Source organism: Mycolicibacterium monacense (genome assembly GCF_010731575.1).
GTDB lineage: Bacteria > Actinomycetota > Actinomycetes > Mycobacteriales > Mycobacteriaceae > Mycobacterium > Mycobacterium monacense.
This window is the reverse complement of record NZ_AP022617.1, coordinates 4,962,213-4,975,702: the sequence shown is the minus strand read 5'-3', so window position 1 is coordinate 4,975,702 and position 13,490 is coordinate 4,962,213. Positions and strand designations below refer to the sequence as shown.

At 66.9% G+C, this 13,490-nt stretch carries 12 protein-coding genes; 4 read left to right on the top strand and 8 right to left on the bottom strand.

Annotated features, from left to right (window positions below; translation table 11 throughout):
* Window positions 1-349: 349 nt before the first annotated feature.
* A complete protein-coding gene (locus G6N49_RS23730; RefSeq protein WP_011857594.1) occupies window positions 350-1,909 on the top strand; it encodes an HNH endonuclease signature motif containing protein in 1,560 nt (519 codons plus the stop codon).
* Between the two features lie 494 nt (window positions 1,910-2,403).
* Here the strand turns inward: G6N49_RS23730 and dnaB are convergent, their stop codons facing one another.
* The 8 genes from dnaB to G6N49_RS23690 all read right to left on the bottom strand — a co-directional run bounded on the left by dnaB (window position 2,404) and on the right by G6N49_RS23690 (window position 10,671).
* Window positions 2,404-3,786 carry a replicative DNA helicase gene (gene dnaB / locus G6N49_RS23725; protein ID WP_011857595.1) on the bottom strand — a complete coding sequence of 461 codons (1,383 nt, stop codon included), beginning with the start codon at window positions 3,784-3,786 and terminating at the stop codon, window positions 2,404-2,406.
* A 450-nt stretch (window positions 3,787-4,236) separates the two neighbouring features.
* On the bottom strand, window positions 4,237-4,695 hold the full coding sequence (gene rplI, locus G6N49_RS23720; protein ID WP_011562737.1) for a 50S ribosomal protein L9: 459 nt from the start codon (window positions 4,693-4,695) through the stop codon (window positions 4,237-4,239).
* A gap of 29 nt (window positions 4,696-4,724) precedes the next feature.
* On the bottom strand, window positions 4,725-4,979 hold the full coding sequence (rpsR, locus tag G6N49_RS23715; protein WP_011562738.1) for a 30S ribosomal protein S18: 255 nt from the start codon (window positions 4,977-4,979) through the stop codon (window positions 4,725-4,727).
* Between the two features lie 50 nt (window positions 4,980-5,029).
* Window positions 5,030-5,548, bottom strand: coding sequence for a single-stranded DNA-binding protein (locus G6N49_RS23710; protein ID WP_011562739.1), 519 nt, complete (start codon window positions 5,546-5,548; stop codon window positions 5,030-5,032).
* A 75-nt stretch (window positions 5,549-5,623) separates the two neighbouring features.
* Complete coding sequence (rpsF, locus tag G6N49_RS23705) at window positions 5,624-5,914, bottom strand: 30S ribosomal protein S6 (RefSeq protein WP_011562740.1); 291 nt, start codon at window positions 5,912-5,914, stop codon at window positions 5,624-5,626.
* Between the two features lie 86 nt (window positions 5,915-6,000).
* A complete protein-coding gene (locus tag G6N49_RS23700; protein ID WP_011562741.1) occupies window positions 6,001-7,635 on the bottom strand; it encodes a glycosyltransferase family 87 protein in 1,635 nt (544 codons plus the stop codon).
* A 38-nt stretch (window positions 7,636-7,673) separates the two neighbouring features.
* The gene (locus G6N49_RS23695; protein ID WP_011562742.1) at window positions 7,674-10,094 is read right to left on the bottom strand and encodes a transglycosylase domain-containing protein; all 2,421 of its coding nucleotides are present in this window, start codon (window positions 10,092-10,094) and stop codon (window positions 7,674-7,676) included.
* Window positions 10,095-10,245: 151 nt separating this feature from the next.
* Window positions 10,246-10,671 carry a DUF5318 domain-containing protein gene (locus tag G6N49_RS23690; RefSeq protein WP_011562743.1) on the bottom strand — a complete coding sequence of 142 codons (426 nt, stop codon included), beginning with the start codon at window positions 10,669-10,671 and terminating at the stop codon, window positions 10,246-10,248.
* Window positions 10,672-10,782: 111 nt separating this feature from the next.
* Between G6N49_RS23690 and G6N49_RS23685 the strand changes: the two genes are divergently transcribed.
* The 3 genes from G6N49_RS23685 (at window position 10,783) to G6N49_RS23675 (ending at window position 13,490) form a co-directional block, all read left to right on the top strand.
* Complete coding sequence (locus G6N49_RS23685; protein WP_011857596.1) at window positions 10,783-11,661, top strand: DUF1707 SHOCT-like domain-containing protein; 879 nt, start codon at window positions 10,783-10,785, stop codon at window positions 11,659-11,661.
* Between the two features lie 134 nt (window positions 11,662-11,795).
* A complete protein-coding gene (locus tag G6N49_RS23680; RefSeq protein ID WP_011562745.1) occupies window positions 11,796-12,341 on the top strand; it encodes a PadR family transcriptional regulator in 546 nt (181 codons plus the stop codon).
* A 69-nt stretch (window positions 12,342-12,410) separates the two neighbouring features.
* Window positions 12,411-13,490, top strand: a complete 1,080-nt coding sequence (locus G6N49_RS23675; protein WP_011562746.1) for an inositol-3-phosphate synthase — start codon at window positions 12,411-12,413, stop codon at window positions 13,488-13,490.

Genomic DNA, 13,490 nt, shown 5'->3' with positions numbered 1-13,490 from the left:
TAGGTCCCCGTCGGGTTTCCGCCGCTCGAGGTGACCAGGCCCTTGTGGCACGGCCAAGCGATTGGTTTTACGCCGACCACCTAAGGCGCCATTTCCATTCGGCCGCACCGATGGCAGCGCTTCGTTGTGAACCTGCCGCACTCTTGTTCAATGATGTTCTGCCCGTGCGGAATTCGTGGATAAAGACGACTACGGCGCTGCCGGTGAAGGTTCCAGCGCGTTAACGTCAGTGCGCCAAAGAGTTTGACGCGTCCGGTCCTCCGCATCCTTTGACCACCTGATGACAGCCCTTCGCGACGTCCTCTGCATCCGCATCGGAGTCTGAGGCAGCGAATTTGTCGGTGGTCGAATGTATGTTCGAGGTATGTCAGGGCACGACCTCCAGGCCGCGGTGACCGCGCTGCGTGCGGCCTTCGACGAGGTGGCCTCCTGTGATGTCGCCTTGTTGGACCGCGCCGAACTCGTTGCGGCGCTGGATGAACTCGAGATCCTGGGATGCCGGCTGCCCACGATGAGCCACCGCTTGCTGGCCCGTCTGCGCTCCGAGGCGACACCGCAGCAGATGGGCGCCAAATCGTGGAGAGAGGTGCTGACGGTCCGCTGGCGGATCTCGGGCAGTGAGGCCAACCGACGACTCACCGAGGCCGGTCTGCTGGCGCCGCGCCAGGCATTGACCGGTCCTTCGCTGCCGCCGGTGTTACCCGCAACGGCGGCAGCACAGGCGCACGGGTTGATCAACAGCGAACACGTCGAGGTCATCCGCAGAGCGGTCGACAAGTTGCCGGGGTTCGTCGACACCGTCACGCGGGAGCAGTTTGAGGTCACCCTGGTGCGCACCGCGGTCGGTGTCGGCCCCAAGGAACTCAAGGACGCAGCCGACCTCACGTTGTTCCTGCTCGATCAGGACGGTCCCGAGCCCGATGACACCGAACGGGCCCGCAAGCGTGGCGTGTCGCGATCGAAACAACGCCCCGACGGGATGGTCGACCTGTCCGGGCACCTGACGCCGGAAGCGTGGGCGGTGTGGGAGGTGATCTTCGCGAAGTACGCGGCGCCGGGCATGTGCAATCCCGACGATCCCGAACCCTGCACCTCGGGGACCCCGTCGCAGGAGCAGATCGACAACGACCACCGCACCCTGGCCCAGCGCCAACACGATGCGATGGTCGCGATCGGGCGCATCGCCTTGATGAGCGGCGAACTCGGCCAACTGAATGGACTGCCGGTCTCGATCATCATCCGCACCACGCTGGAGGATCTGGAGTCCCGCGCCGGGGTCGGCACCACCGGTGGCGGCACCGTCGTGCCGATCGCCGATGTGATCCGGATGGCCGGCCACGCCAACCACTACCTGGCGGTGTTCGACGGAGCTACCGGATCTGCTCTTGATCTGTTCCGCGCCAAGCGGACTGCCTCGGCTGCGCAACGCATCATGCTGATCGCGCGAGATGGCGGATGCACCAAACCGTGCTGCACTGTCGGCGCCTACGGCTGCCAGGTGCATCATGTGGATGCCGACTGGTCAGACGGCGGCAACACCAACGTCGATGAACTCGGGCTCGCGTGCGGGGCCGACAACCGCAGCGTCGACAAAGACGGCGGCTGGTCCACCCGCATGAACGACCACTGCGACGTCGAATGGATCCCGCCGCCACGGCTGGACACCGGCCAAGCCCGCCTCAACCACTACCACCGACCCGAACGCCTTCTCCGGCCACCCGACGACCCGAGCGTTCCCGGCGATCCCGTTGTATGGGCGGAGCCGGCTGACGCCAACGACATCAGCGACGCCGAGCCGGCTGACGAATGCGACGAGACTGTCCCCGCCGAGCCGGACTCGCCGACGCGGTCCGCCGACAGCGCCGGTGAACCCGGCGGCCCCGCACCTCCGGAAGGTCGGGCGGCATGACCGTCGCAAATAGTCGACACCGCACCCGCACCGGATTAGTTCGCGTCGGCGTGAGGTCCCCCGCTGCGCTGCCGTTGATCTACGTGCAGGTGCGGAGCCACGGCTGCCCACTCATTCTTCGGTCACGTTGGTCCGCGCGTCGCTAATGCGCCCGGCTATGCGGTTGTTGGCCGTCGTCTGATAGGCGGTTGGCCGCGGATGGCTGAGCGGCGTCGTTGATTGTCGGCGCCGGTCGAGTATCTCCCACGTGCACATGACAGCTGCTGGGCTCGTGTTGCAGATCGGTGAGAAGCTCTGACGCTCGCCCGCCCAGCCCACGCTCCGTGCGGTCAACGTCGCCGCCGGCCTACGGCAACCGCGCTGGACCACTGATGCAGGACTCGATGAAACTCGTGCGTCACGGACGTTTCCGGTTCGAAGTCCATTGGAAGTCAGCCGTTCAAATTTTGAAGTACGGCGTGAGACCCTACAACCGTCGTCGTGCTCTGGTGCCCCTACGCGTGGGCCATGTTCGCGAACCGCGACAGATGCAGTTGGTGCGCAACGGTGATCGTCTTCGTCGGACCGTTACGGTGCTTGGCCACAATGAGATCGGCCTCGCCACCGCGCGGGTCGTCACGTTCGAAGGCATCGGGGCGGTGCAGCAGGATCACCATGTCGGCGTCCTGCTCGATGGCACCCGACTCACGCAGATCCGACAGCATCGGCTTCTTGTCAGTTCGCTGCTCGGGTCCACGGTTCAGCTGGCTCATCGCGATCACCGGCACCTCGAGTTCCTTGGCCAGCAGCTTCATGTTTCGCGAGAATTCCGACACTTCCTGCTGGCGTGACTCCACCTTCTTGCCCGACGTCATCAGCTGCAGGTAGTCGATGACGATCAGGCGCAGCCCGGCCTTCTGGTGCAGCCGTCGCGCCTTGGCCCGGATCTCCATCATCGTCAGGTTCGGCGAGTCGTCAATGTAGAGCGGAGCCTCGCTGATCTCACTCATGCGCCGCGCCAACCGCGTCCAGTCGTCGTCACTCATCCGGCCCGAACGCATATCGGCCAGCTTGATTTTCGCCTCCGCGGACAGCAGGCGCATGACGATCTCGGACTTGCTCATCTCCAGAGAGAAGATCACGCTCGGCAGTTGATGCTTGATCGAGCACGACCGCATGAAATCTAAACCCAGGGTGCTTTTCCCCATACCCGGCCGCGCCGCGATCACGACCATCTGCCCCGAGTGCAGACCGTTCGTCAGCTCGTCGAGTTCGGTGAAACCGGTCGGCACACCGCGGGCGATCCCGCCCTGCGAGGCGATGGCGTCGATCTCGTCCATCGTGGGCTGCAGCAGGCTCTCCAGCACCGCGAAGTCCTCCGACGAGCGCCGGTCCACCACGTCGTAGACCTCGGCCTGCGCCCGGTCGACCACATCGGCGACATCCGCCCCGTCGGCGCCCGCATAGCCGTACTGCACCACGCGGGTGCCCGCCTCGACCAACCGCCGCAGCAGCGCCTTCTCGGCCACGATGCCCGCGTAGAACCCGGCGTTGGCCGCGGTCGGCACGGTCGAGATCAAGGTGTGCAGATACGGCGCCCCGCCGATCCGCCGCAGCAGCCCGCGCCGGTCCAACTCGGCGGCCACGGTCACCGCGTCCGCGGGCTCACCGCGGCCGTACAGGTCGAGGACCGCGTCGTAGACGTTCTGGTGCGCCGGCCGGTAGAAGTCACCGGGACGCAGCCGCTCGAGCACGTCGGCGATGGCGTCCTTGCTCAACAGCATGCCGCCGAGGACGGCCTGTTCGGCAGCCGCATCGTGCGGAGGCTGGCGGCCGAAATCCTCGCTGGGCGGCGGAGCGTCCATGTCTGGATGACCACGGTCGTCCACGACAGCCACAAGACCCCCTCAATCTGTCGAACGTCAGTTCGTTGTCCGCTGGTTGTGACTGTAGGAAGGCCCACCGACAACTCCGCGCGACGGCCAACGTTAGACGTTGCTGGCGCGGCCGGGAACCGGCCCTGTGGACAACCCTGTGGAGCGCCTGTGCATAAATCAGGACAGGTGTGTTGAGGCGTTGGGGAAAACCTGGGGATAACTGTTCGTTATGTGGACATCCCCGCAGATAAGCGCACTACAAAACTGGTAGTTCTTTGTGGATAGAAACTCTCACGGCGTGTCGTGTCGGGTTGACGACTCGGGCGTGTTGAGTAGCGCCGAATGGCCCACCAGGTTAACAGCAGATAACGTTCGCTAGGCAAAGATCACCCGGCATAGTTCGCCAGGAGACACAGCAACGCCCGGGTGAGAACCAAGATCAGTTCTCACCCGGGCGTATTGACGCTGGCGTCAGCTTTCGGCGACGACGTTCAGCGACACCGAGGCTTCGACCCCCGGGTGAAGCCGAACCGAAACCGAGTGCGTGCCGAGGCTCTTGATGTGCGCCTTCGGCAGAGCGACGGTCCGCTTGTCGAGGTTCGGGCCGCCGGCCTTCTTGATCGCGGCAACCACATCGGTGGCCGTGACCGAGCCGAACAGCTTGCCCGTATCGGCCGAGGCGTTCACCGCGAGCTCGACGGTGTCGAGCGCCTCGAGCGCGGTCTTGATCTCGTTCGCGTGCTCCAGACCCTTGACGGTCTTCAACTCGCGGGCACGACGGATGTCGTCGGCCTGGCGCTGGGCGCCACGGCTGGCGACGATCGCCAGCCCGCGCGGCAGCAGGTAGTTGCGGCCGTAGCCGTCCTTGACTTCCACGGTGTCACCGGGCTCACCCAGGTGATCCACCTCGGCGGTAAGAATCAGTTTCATCTCGTTGATCTTTCGTTTCCGGTGATGGACTACCGCGTGGACGAACCGAACGGCAGCAGCGCCACCTCACGGGCGTTCTTCACCGCAACCGCGATGTCGCGCTGGTGCTGCACGCAGTTACCCGTCACCCGGCGGGCGCGGATCTTGCCGCGCTCGCTGATGTAGGTGCGCAGCAGTGCGGTGTCCTTGTAATCGATGTCCTGCCCCTTCTTGGAGCAGAACACGCACTTGCGGGTCTTGACCGGCTTTTCCGGTGCCGGCCGCCGCTTGTTGGACTTGGCCATAATCGCTATCTCTTTCTCAGTATTGCTGTGGAGTGCTTCTCAGAAGCCACTCAGAAGGGGGGCTCGTCGTCGGCGCCGCTGAAGGAACCCGACGCCGGGGCGCTGCCCCACGGGTCCTCGGCCGCAGCCGCCTGTCCGCCACCGCCGCCGGCGCGCGATCCGCCACCGCCGCCACCGCCGAAGCCGCCGCCACCGCCGCCACCGCGGCTGGCCTTGTTGACCTTGGCCGTGGCATACCGCAGCGACGGGCCGATCTCGTCGACCTCGACCTCCATGACGGTGCGCTTCTCACCCTCGCGGGTTTCGAAGGACCGCTGCTTGAGCCGGCCGGTCACGATGACCCGGGATCCCCGGGTCAGGCTTTCGGCGACGTTCTCGGCGGCCTCGCGCCAGATGTTGCAGCGCAAGAACAGCGCTTCGCCGTCCTTCCACTCCCCGCTCTGGCGGTCATAGATCCGCGGAGTCGACGCCACGGTGAAGTTGGCGACAGCCGCACCGGACGGCGTGAACCGCAATTCCGGATCGGCGGTCAGGTTTCCGACGACGGTGATGGTGGTGTCACCAGCCACTGGGTCCTCCTGAAATGGACGGCATATTGGGCGCGAGCCTACGCAAGGCGCATGACACCCGGAGCCGTTCGGTGATCAGTGCTTGTCGGTCCGCATGACCTTGGTGCGCAGCACCGACTCGTTCAGGCTGAGCTGACGGTCGAGCTCGGTCACCGTGGCCGGGGCGGCCTTGACGTCGATCACCGCGTAGATGCCCTCGGCATGCTTGGCGATCTCGTAGGCGAGCCGGCGACGGCCCCAGATGTCGACCTTGTCGACACTGCCGCCGTCCTTGCGGATCACGTTCAGGAACGTCTCCAGCGAGGGAGCCACGGTGCGCTCGTCAAGTGTGGGGTCGAGAATGACCATGATTTCGTATGGACGCATTAGAACCTCATCACCTCCTATGGTCGTAGTGCGGCCACGGCGGATTCCGTGGCAGGAGGGTCGCCTGCGTCGGCAACCTGCCCAGGCTACAGGAGACGGGTCTGAGCTGCGAAATCCGTCGGCTCCTCGTCGGGAGCCGGTGGCGGTGCGTCGACGCGGACCCGCTGTCCCGTCGGGCGCAACCAGTCGGGCAGCCAGCGCGGCGGATCGTCGGGGGCCCGGTCGAAGACCCCGCCCGCCGGGTCGTCGACCCGGCCGCCGTACCGGACCAGGTCGAGTTCCGGCCGGTAGATCTGCCGGATCACCAACGCGCACAACGTGATCACCGCGATGTCACGCAGCAGCACCGTCGCGGTGAACCACTGTTCGGGCAGGCCCCGGTTGGCTTCGCCGTAGAGATAGAGCATCCGGGGCACCCAGACCAGCGCGTCGATCGTCATCCACGCCAACAGGATCCGCCGGTGCGGCAGCGCGAGCACCGCCAGCGGCACCAGCCACAGCGAGAACTGCGGACTCCACACCTTGTTCGTCAACAGGAACGCCGCCACCACCAGGAACGCCAGTTGCGCCAGGCGCGGCCGCTGCCGGGCGGTCAGCGCGATGACCCCGATGGCGATACAGCACGAGGCGAACAACACCGCGGTCACGGCGTTCAGGACGGTCGGTGGCTGCCAGAAACCAAGGCCGGTGTCGAACCCGCCCCATCCGGTGAACGACTTCACCACGTTGTAGAGCGAATCCATGTCGTCACCGCGACGGGTGTTGAGCCGGAAGAACTCCGACCATCCGCGTGGGAACAGCACCATGATCGGCAGGTTGACCAGCAGCCACGTGGCGAACGCCGTGGCCGCCGTCTTCGCGACCTCACGCCACCGCCCGGTCCGCACCGCCAGCAGCGCCAGGGGCACCAACAGCAGCAGGGGATACAGCTTCGCCGCCACCCCGAGGCCGATCAGCGCACCGGCCAGCACCGGTCTTCGCCGCGCCCAGGCGAGCATCGCGCCGACCGCGAAAGCCGTTGCCAGCGCGTCGAAATTGGTGAAGATCTGGAAGATCACCAGCGGTGACGCGGCGACCAGGGCCGCATCCCACACGCGACGGCCGGCTAGCATCGCCGTCGCCCACACCGTCGCCAACCACGCCAACGCCAGCCCGAACGCGGCGATGTTGAAGAACATCACCACCTCGGCGACCACCGGGATCGACGCCGCGCGCGTGACCGCCGAGTACGTCTTGGCCAGCGCCATCGACACGTACTGGTACAGCCCGGTCAGCACCGGATACTCCATGTACCGCACCGCGACCTGACCGTCGTAGGTCATGCGGGGCTCACCGCTGCCGTCGGTCTCGATCCAGCTCGACTTGTACGGGAACTTGCCCTGGTTCAACAGTTCCGCGGTGTAGAGCGGCACGGTGTCGGAGTAGCAGAGCTGGTAGTACGCGCGGTTGTTGTCCCAGTTGGCCACGCGTTGGTCGGCCGATCCGCCGCCCGTGGTCTGCAGGCAGGCGGCCTTCGTCGAATAGCCCAGTGCCAGGAACACCACGGCGATGATCAGCATCACCCGCAGCGGCGTCATCAGACGCTGACGGCCGATGAGGGCGTGCCGGCCCACCGGGCCGCCGATCGTCTCCGACAGCGCGGCGCCGATCCGGTCGGTGCGGCTGGGCAGGTCGCGGTCCTCCGCGCTGCGCAGATCCTGCGCAAGCGGCGACGGCGACACCCACCGGGACTCCGGCTCCGCCGGCTCCTCGGGCGCCGTCACGGAGGCGGCGGCGGACCGGGCGGTACGGGCACGCCCGGGGCGACCGGCTGCGGCGGCAAGGGCACACCGGGGGCGGGCGCGGGCGCGGGCACCGGTTGACCGACGGGCGGGGGCGGTCCCACCGGAACGGTCGTCGGCGGTCCGAATGGGATCGTGATGCCCGGCGCCACCTCAAGGGTCGGCTGAATGACCGTCTCCGACGGTGTCGGCACCAGCGTGGAGGTCTGCGTCGGCCGCGGCGGCGGCGCCTGCGGCACACCCGCGTATCCGCCGATCTCCTCCGGCTTGGGGAAGGACTCGTTGTCGGTGTCCTCGAGCGCCCCGTCCATCGTGGCCTTCCAGATGTCCGACGGCAGGCCCGACCCGTACACCGGGGAGCCCCACTGGTTCTCGAGCGGTTTGGTGCCGTCGACGGTGCCGACCCACACCGCGGTCGACAGCGACGGGGTGAACCCGACCATCCACGCGTCGCGGTTGGCGTCGGTGTCGCCGAGCTGGTTGGTGCCGGTCTTGGCCGCCGAAGGCCGCCCGCCCGCCAGCGCGTGACCGTTCGAGTACGCGGCGATCGGCTGCATCGCGGAGGTGGCGTTGTCGGCGACGGCCTTGTCGATGCGCTGCTCGCCGCTGTTGTCCTCCTGCGAGGCGTCGAACAAGACGTCACCCTGCGAGTTGACGACCTTCTGGACGAAGTGCGGTTTGTGGTAGACGCCCGAGGCGGCCAACGTCGCGTACGCCGAGGCCATGTCGATCACCCGGGACTGGTACTGGCCGAGCACGACCCCGTTGTTGGGTGGTCCGCCCTGCCCGTCCTCGCTGAGGGTGTGCTCGACACCGGGGAAGCTCTCGGCGATGCCGGCGCGGTGGGCGGCGTCGGCCACGTCCTGCGGGCCGTTGTTCAGCTCGAGCATCAGGCGGTAGTAGCTCGTGTTCAGCGACCGCTTCAGCGCCTCGGCGATGTTGCAGGTGCCGCAGCTGTTGCCCTCGACGTTCGTGATCTTGATGCCGTCGACCTCGAGCGGTGAGCTGTCGACCTGATACCCCAGGCCGATGCCCTGCTGCAGCGCGGCCACCAGGGCGAACACCTTGAACGACGAACCGGTCGGCAGGCCGGCCTGGGCGAAGTCGAAACCGTTGGCGTCCGAACCGCCGTAGTAGGCCTTGACCCCGCCGTTCTTCGGATCGATCGACACCACCGCGGTGCGCATGTCGGGATCCTGACCGTCCATGTACTCCGCGACGGCCTCCTCGGCCGCCCGCTGCGCCTTCGGGTCGATCGTCGTGGTGATCTGCAGACCCTCGGTGTTGAGCTGCTGTTCGCTGATGTTGAACAGCTCGAGCAGTTCGCGCTGGACCTGACGTTCGATGAGGCCGTTGGGGCCCGTCGTCTGATTCTGGGTCTGCGCGACGTCGGGCGGGACAGTCGGGGGGAAGACCTGTGCGGCGCGGTCGGCCTCCGAGAGCGCCCCGATCTCGACCATCCCGTCGAGCACCCAGTTCCACCGGTCCGCGGCACCCTCGGGGTCCACGGCCGGGTCGAGTGCGGACGGACGCTGGATCAGCGCCGCCAGGAGCGCGCCCTCGGCGACGTTGAGTTCCTCGACCGGCTTGTTGAAGTACGCCCGCGACGCCGCGGCCACCCCGTAGGCGCCGCGACCGAAGTAGATGATGTTCAGGTACGACTGCAGTACCTGGTCTTTGGACCACTCACCGGACATCTTCGTCGAGATGACCAGCTCCTTGGCCTTACGCGTGATGCCGCCCAGGCCGCCGCGTTCGGAACCGACGAGCGCGTTCTTCACGTACTGCTGGGTGATCGTCGACCCACCCTGGATGTCGCCGCCGAACAGGTTGTTCTTGAACGCGCGGGCGAAGCCGGTGAACGAGAAGCCCGGATTGGAGTAGAAGTCACGGTCCTCGGCGGCCATCACCGCGTCGCGCACGTGCACCGGGATCTGGTCGATGTTCACGTCGACGCGGTTGCCCTCGGGCGGAACGATTTTCGCGATCTCGCTGCCGTCGCTGGCCAGGATCGTCGACACCTGGTTGGTCCGGATGTCGCCCGGGTTCGGGACGTCGACGATCATGTACGCCATACCGAAGGTGACCAGCGGCAGCACGATCAGCACCACGGCCGCGGCGATCAGCCCTCGCCGGACCCACCGCCAGTTGACGCGCTCACGCCAATGCGGATGCCCGCCGGGCGGCGGGCCGGACGGCCCGTCACCGCCGCCACCCGGGCCGCGCGGCGGGGGCGGTTTCTGCGGAGGGGTGCCCTCGAGAGCGGCCTTGACCACGTCGATCGGATCCCGCAGATGGGGCGGCGGTTCGTGACGGACCTGCGGCAGGATCGCGGTGCGGTTGTCGTCGGGCGCCCGCGGTGGCCGGTTCCGGGGAGCCGGTTCGGGGGGTCGTTGCATGCGACCCTGCACCGGGCCCTGGGCGGGACGTGGCGGACGGCCCCGGTCGGCATGCCGAGGTCCACGGTCTTGATTCGGAGGCGGCGCACCGACACCGTCAGCCGAGTGTCCCTTGCGGACATCGTCGACCGACCGTTCGTGGCGCCCTTCGCTATTCACTCGCCGTACGCGCGCTCTTACGCGCCGGCCGGGTTCCGCGCGGGGCCTTGGGCGGCCGCACCGCGCCGAGCACATACGACTTCACCAGATGATTCCATTCGCAGGTTCGGCATACCTCCACCACATGTACGGAGAACTCGTCGAACTTGGTGGCCAGCAGGACCAGCTCCTCGGCGGTACGCGCCGACCCCGACACCGGGCCGAGGTGGTCCCCGAACACCCACGAGACCAACGTCAACTGCTCTTTACGGCAAATCGGGCACATCACCGAGCTGGGCTTGCCATGGAACTTCGCGGCGCGCAGCAGATAGGGGTTGGCGTCACAGACCTCCGAGACGCCGGTGCGCCCCGAGTAGACCTCGGCCAGCAGGGACCGGCGCCGCAGCGCGTAGTCCACCACCTGTCTCTGCAATCGCACGCAGACCAGAGTACGTCGGCACCGGAGACGCCGAACGGCAGACGCCGCAACGCCACCCCGGATTCGTCGTCTGGTCTGCGGTTCTGCCCGCCGAACTCTTACGATCTCGGCGTGGCAGTGAGCAGCTCAGGGCGGCCGACGGCCGGGACCCGGGCCAAAGACAGCGACCGCAACGACATCTGCAAGGTGCTCGACACCGCACTCGGCGAGGGTCAGCTGTCGATGACCGAACACGGGGAGCGGGTCAAGGCCGCGACGCACGCCGCCACGCTGGGTGAACTGCAGGCGCTGGTGTCGGACCTGCAGACCGGCAACGCGCCGGTGCAACTGCCCGACCTGAGCAGGCCGAGGCGGCCACGGCTCCCGCTGAAGGCCGGCTGGGGGGTGAAGGCCGCGATGGCCGTGGTGCTGGTGGTGCTCGGCATGTGCATCGGCTGGGGGCTCTACGGCAACACCAGTTCGCCACTGGACTTTCAGAGCGATCCGGGCGCCAAATCCGACGGCATCGGACCCGTCGTGCTCACTCCGCCGCGACAGTTGCAGTCCCTCAACGGGCTCAACGGGTTGTTCGAGCAGATGCGGAAGCGGTTCGGCAGCACGATGGGTTACGAACTCGACATCCGCGCCGACACCGCGTCGCTGGACCGGCCGGACCCCTCCGACAACCGGCGTAAACAGAACTACGACTACCGCGGCGGGTGGGGTGATCCGTGGGGGTCGCCCAGCACGCTGGACTCCGATGACCGCCTCGTCGACCTGGCGGAGTTCGACTTCGAGAAGACCCTCGGCGTGCTGCGGGGGGCGCCCGACACCCTCGGCATGAACCGTGCCGACGTCACCGACACGTGGCTGCGGGTCGGGCCCTCCGCCGACCCCGCGACCCCCGACCTCCTCACCCTCGAGATCATCGCCAACAGCGATTTCGGCACCGGCCGGATCGAGCTGTTCCCGGACGGCACCACCAAGGCGATCTGGCCCCCGAGCAGCTGAGCAGCCGGCCCAGGTGACCGGAAAGCGAACAAAAGGCAACGCCCGATGTAGCGCCGTATATATCGGCGCGATACTATTCAACGACGTGTCGATGCGTCGTAGCGACGGGGCAGACTGTGAGGGGGTGGTTCCGGGTGCTGGAACTCGCCATTCTCGGTCTGCTGCTCGAATCGCCGATGCACGGCTATGAACTGCGTAAACGGCTGACCGGCCTGCTGGGCGCCTTCCGTGCGTTCTCGTACGGTTCGCTGTATCCGGCGCTGCGCCGCATGCAGGTCGACGGGCTGATCGTCGAGGACGCCGCACCGGCGGGCACGGTGACGCGTCGCCGGGCCCGGCGGGTGTACCAGCTCACCGACGCCGGCAAGCAGCGCTTCGCCGAACTCGTGGCGGACACCGGCCCGCAGAACTACTCCGACGACGGATTCGGTGTGCATCTCGCCTTCTTCAACCGCACCCCGGCGGAAGCCAGGATGCGGATCCTGGAGGGTCGCCGCCGTCAGGTGGAGGAACGTCGCGAAGGTCTGCGTGAAGCAGTGGCGCGGGCCAGCAGCTCATTCGATCGATACACCCGGCAGCTGCACCAGCTGGGGTTGGAGTCCAGCGAGCGCGAAGTGAAGTGGCTCAACGAACTCATCGCGGCGGAACGTCTCGGGCAGGGAAGTCCGGACAACACGTGAACACCGCCTTGAACCGGGGCGACCACAGACAGCACCACCGAATTTCAGTAGGAGAGGGAGAGAACGGCCATGACTGAGCACGCAGGAGACATCCGGGTTGCCATTGTCGGCGTTGGAAACTGCGCGTCCTCGCTAGTGCAGGGCGTGCAGTACTACAAGGACGCAGACGAGAATGCGACCGTGCCAGGTCTGATGCACGTTCGCTTCGGGCCCTACCACGTGCGTGACGTGAAGTTCGTCGCCGCCTTCGACGTCGACGCCAAGAAGGTCGGCTTCGACCTGTCCGAGGCGATCTTCGCGTCGGAGAACAACACCATCAAGATCGCCGACGTGCCGCCGACCGACGTCGTCGTGCAGCGCGGCCCGACCCTCGACGGCATCGGCAAGTACTACGCCGACACCATCGAGGTGTCCGACGCCGAGGCCGTCGACGTGGTCAAGGCACTCAAGGACGCCAAGGTCGACGTGCTGGTGTCCTACCTCCCGGTGGGTTCCGAAGAGGCCGACAAGTTCTACGCCCAGTGCTGCATCGACGCCGGCGTGGCGTTCGTCAACGCGCTCCCGGTGTTCATCGCGTCCGATCCCGTGTGGGCCAAGAAGTTCGAAGACGCCGGCGTCCCGATCGTCGGTGACGACATCAAGAGCCAGGTCGGCGCGACCATCACCCACCGCGTGATGGCCAAGCTGTTCGAGGACCGCGGCGTGCAGCTCGACCGCACGATGCAGCTCAACGTCGGCGGCAACATGGACTTCCTCAACATGCTCGAGCGCGAGCGCCTGGAGTCCAAGAAGATCTCCAAGACCCAGGCCGTCACCAGCAACCTGCAGCGCGAGTTCAAGACCAAGGACGTGCACATCGGCCCGTCCGACCACGTCGGCTGGCTCGACGACCGCAAGTGGGCCTACGTCCGCCTCGAGGGCCGCGCCTTCGGCGACGTGCCGCTGAACCTGGAGTACAAGCTCGAGGTGTGGGATTCGCCGAACTCGGCCGGCGTCATCATCGACGCCGTGCGCGCGGCGAAGATCGCCAAGGACCGCGGCGTCGGTGGCCCCGTCGTCGCCGCCTCGGCGTACCTGATGAAGAGCCCGCCGCAGCAGCTGCCCGACGACGTCGCGCGCACGCAGCTGGAAACCTTCATCGAAGGCTAG

Coding starts and splice junctions, on each gene's coding strand:
- G6N49_RS23695 (WP_011562742.1), bottom strand. CDS start 10,094: ATGCAACGACCCCCCGAACCGGCTCCCCGGAACCGGCCACCGCGGGCG.
- rplI (WP_011562737.1), bottom strand. CDS start 4,695: ATGAAACTGATTCTTACCGCCGAGGTGGATCACCTGGGTGAGCCCGGT.
- G6N49_RS23730 (WP_011857594.1), top strand. CDS start 350: ATGTATGTTCGAGGTATGTCAGGGCACGACCTCCAGGCCGCGGTGACC.
- G6N49_RS23675 (WP_011562746.1), top strand. CDS start 12,411: ATGACTGAGCACGCAGGAGACATCCGGGTTGCCATTGTCGGCGTTGGA.
- rpsR (WP_011562738.1), bottom strand. CDS start 4,979: ATGGCCAAGTCCAACAAGCGGCGGCCGGCACCGGAAAAGCCGGTCAAG.
- rpsF (WP_011562740.1), bottom strand. CDS start 5,914: ATGCGTCCATACGAAATCATGGTCATTCTCGACCCCACACTTGACGAG.